General features: G+C 65.8%; 3 protein-coding genes. 2 read left to right on the top strand and 1 reads right to left on the bottom strand.

Translation table 11 applies throughout. The annotated features are described in order from the left end of the window. Together VFH65_RS23605 and VFH65_RS23600 are read left to right on the top strand one after the other, a co-directional pair. On the top strand, positions 1 to 1,323 hold a 1,323-nt coding region (locus tag VFH65_RS23605; RefSeq protein ID WP_353324727.1), incomplete at its 5' end, for an ABC transporter ATP-binding protein. A gap of 30 nt (positions 1,324 to 1,353) precedes the next feature. Next, entirely contained in the window at positions 1,354 to 2,094 is a 741-nt protein-coding gene (locus VFH65_RS23600) for an SDR family NAD(P)-dependent oxidoreductase (RefSeq protein ID WP_353324725.1), read from the top strand. Between the two features lie 6 nt (positions 2,095 to 2,100). Here VFH65_RS23600 and VFH65_RS23595 read toward each other — a convergent pair whose 3' ends face one another. After that, positions 2,101 to 3,285 (bottom strand): acyl-CoA dehydrogenase family protein, encoded by a 1,185-nt coding sequence (locus tag VFH65_RS23595; RefSeq protein ID WP_353324723.1) that lies wholly within the window; start codon positions 3,283 to 3,285, stop codon positions 2,101 to 2,103. Positions 3,286 to 3,343 lie beyond the last annotated feature (58 nt).

Genomic DNA, 3,343 nt, shown 5'->3' with positions numbered 1-3,343 from the left:
GATCCCGGCACGTCGCTGAACCCCCTGCTCACGCTGGAACGACAGATCACGGAATCGCTTGAGACACACCGCAACATGACCCGGCGGCAGGCGACCACGCGCGTCATCGAGTTACTCGAAGCGGTGGGCTTGCCCGACCCGCCGACGCGACTGCACGCCTACCCGCACCAGCTGTCGGGCGGCCAGCGGCAGCGAGTGATGATCGCGATCGCGCTGGCATGCGATCCCGAGCTGCTGATCGCCGACGAGCCGACCACTTCCCTTGACGTGACGACGCAGGCGCAGATCATCGAGCTGGTGCGTGATCTGCAGCGGGATTTCGGTACCGCGGTGGTGTGGGTGAGCCACGACCTCGGCGTCATCGGCCAGGTCGCCGACGATGTGACGGTGCTGTCACAGGGCGAAGCCGTCGAACAGGCGCCCATCCTGGACGTGTTCGACAGGCCGGAGCATTCATACACGCGCCAGCTTCTGCAGGCGCGGCCATTGCTGGGAGATTCCATCCCAGCGCCCGCCGCCGATGACAGCCCGGTGCTGCTGCAAGTCGACGGACTCGACGTGCGGTTTCCGGTGACGACGCCAGTCGGCAGATCGAGCGTGCATGCGGTGAAAAACCTGTCGTTTCAGATCCGGCGAGCCACAACGCTGGGCCTGGTCGGCGAATCGGGCTCGGGAAAGTCGACCGTCGCGGCGGCGCTGACCGGACTGGTCAAACCGAACGCCGGTACGGCGGCACTGGACGGGGCCGACGTGTTCGGTGTGCGCGGAGCCGCCGAGAAGGCGCTGCGCAGGAAAGTCGGCCTGGTGTTCCAGGATCCGTTCTCGTCGCTCAATTCCCGTATGCGGGTTGGTGTCTCGATCGGCGAGCCGCTGGTTGTGCACCGCCTCGCGAAGGGCAGGCGGGCGCGTGAGACGCGGGTAGCGGAGCTACTCGAACTCGTCGGACTGCCTGCATCGTTCGCTTCGCGCTACCCCCATGAGCTTTCGGGCGGGCAGCGCCAGCGGGTGAGCATCGCGCGGGCGCTAGCGGCAGAACCGGACCTGTTGATTCTCGATGAGTCGACTGCGTCGCTGGATGTTTCGGTACAGGCGCGGGTATTGGACCTCCTCGCCGAACTGCAGCGCGACCTTCGTCTGACCTATCTGTTCATCGCCCACGACCTGGCAGTCATCCAGCGGATTAGCCACGACGTGCTGGTGATGCGTGACGGTGAGGCGGTGGAGTACCGCCCTGCCGCGGAGCTGTTCGCCGCACCCGAACACCCGTACACGCAGGCGCTGTTGGCAGCTGTCCCTCCGGCACGCCCACGCGCCGCGGCGTGAGCCGTAGGCGCGCCATGAGAAAGTCTTGCCATGAGTCAGCTCAGCGACAAGGTCGCATTGGTCACGGGTGCATCGTCGGGATTGGGCGCGGCGGTTGCGCAGCTCTTCGCGGATCGGGGGGCGTCGGTATTCGGCATAGCACGCGACGCCGAGCGGATGGCCTCGGTGTTCGAGGCGGTGCCGGGCGGCAAGTACGCGTCGGTGGACATCACCACTGCGGCGGCGTGCCGGGATGCCGTCGCGCAGTGTGTCGCCGAGTTCGGCCGGCTCGACATTCTGGTCAATGTGGCGGGCTTCCACCAGATGCGCCACACGACGACGATGACCGATGAAGAGTGGGACCGCGACCTCGCGGTGAATCTCAACGGGCCGTTCTATCTGTGTCGCGCCGCATTGCCGCACCTTCTCGAAAGTGCCGGCAACATCGTCAACGTCACCTCCATCGCGGGCGTGGAGGGTGAGGTCTACTCGGCGGGGTACTGCGCGGCCAAGCACGGACTGGTTGGGCTGACGCGCGCGCTGGCGGTCGAGTACACCAAGGAGAGGATCCGCGTGAACGCCCTCTGCCCCGGCGGAATGGCGACGCCGCAGGCGACGGAGTTCAGCGCACCGGACAACGCGGACTGGGATCTGATCATGCGCATCGCCTCCCCGCGCGGGTTCATGGAGGCCGCCGACGTCGCCAAGGCGATCGCATTTCTCGCCAGTGACGACGCCGCGGCGATCCACGGAGCGGTGTACCGCGTCGACAACGGCAAGGGCGCGGATTGATGCCTCTTACAGCCCGAACTGGTCCTCGATAACGCCGAGCCAGATCTGCGCCGCGTCGATGGCCACCTTCTCACTGATGAAGGCGTGCTGGGTTCCGGTGTACATATCGCGGAATGCACGTTCGAGGCGAGTGCCCTCGCGGATCGCGCTCGTGCCTGCGACCAAGTGGGCCCATTCGGCGCAGCTTCGCGCCACGTCGGTGGCGTAGACAGCGGCGGCGCGCATGTCGGCCCGCAAGGCTGGGGTGAGCTCGTTGCCTGCGGCGACCGCATTCTCGGCGGTCGTGAACGCGTCGAGCACCAGAAGACGCGCGGCGCGCCAGCCAGATACGTGGTGCGCGAGTCCTTTCTGGAACGTCGGGCGGCTGGCCAACGACGCCATGTCACTCATCCGGAACTTCGTCGCGGCGAGTTCCTGGACATCGTCGAGCATGCTCTTGGCGACCCCGAGTGCCCAGGATGCGTGACCGGCAGCGGTCACGGGCATCAGCCCCATGCGGGTGGCCGGTGAAGTACCCCGGCGGGGCTGGCGGGCGAAGAGCGGAAAGGTCCGTTGATGGGGCACGAACACATCGTCGGCGCTGTAGTCATACGAGCCAGTCCCCTTGAGCCCCTGGACATGCCAGCCATCGTTGAACGAGATGTCGTCGCGCGGAATCACCGCCACCTGCATATCGGGGACTCCTTCGCTGATCCAACGCATCTCGCCGTTGTCCATTGGCAGGAATCCCGCAGCGATGTATTGCGAATGACCAATGCCTGAGCCGAAACTCCACGATCCGCTCAGCCGGTAGCCGCCGTCCACCACCGACCCCTGTCCGTTGGGGAAGAATTGGCCACCCATCGTGACGTGGTTGTCGTGCGCAGTGAAGACCTCCGCGAAACCTTCGTCGGACAGATACGCCGCGGCCGCGAACGACGACGGAAGGTTGGCGATTCCGATCCAGCCGAAAGAGCCGTCTTGCCAAGCCATTTCGATCCACGTCTCAATCATCTGGGCGAACGATGGTTCAACGCCGCCGGCCGGGACAGGATTGAAGGCCGACATCAGTCCGGTAGCCCACATTTCGTCGACAATCGAGCCGGTGAGGGTGCGGATCCGCTCGGATTCGGCGGCCTCGGCCCGCACGAGGTCCCGCATTCCGAAGGCCAGCGCGACGACCTGATCGCCCGCTTCGACTGTCGACGTCATTGCCGTTCTCCTGTCACCGATTTCGCTACGCCCGCCTCACTTGGGGAAGCCGAAGAGC

The organism is Mycobacterium sp., from assembly GCF_035697385.1.
Lineage (GTDB): Bacteria > Actinomycetota > Actinomycetes > Mycobacteriales > Mycobacteriaceae > Mycobacterium.
This window is presented reverse-complemented; position numbering and strand designations above follow the sequence as displayed.

Excerpts from the sequence above, each read along its gene's own strand:
- VFH65_RS23595 (WP_353324723.1), bottom strand. The coding sequence starts at position 3,285 with ATGACGTCGACAGTCGAAGCGGGCGATCAGGTCGTCGCGCTGGCCTTC.
- VFH65_RS23600 (WP_353324725.1), top strand. The coding sequence starts at position 1,354 with ATGAGTCAGCTCAGCGACAAGGTCGCATTGGTCACGGGTGCATCGTCG.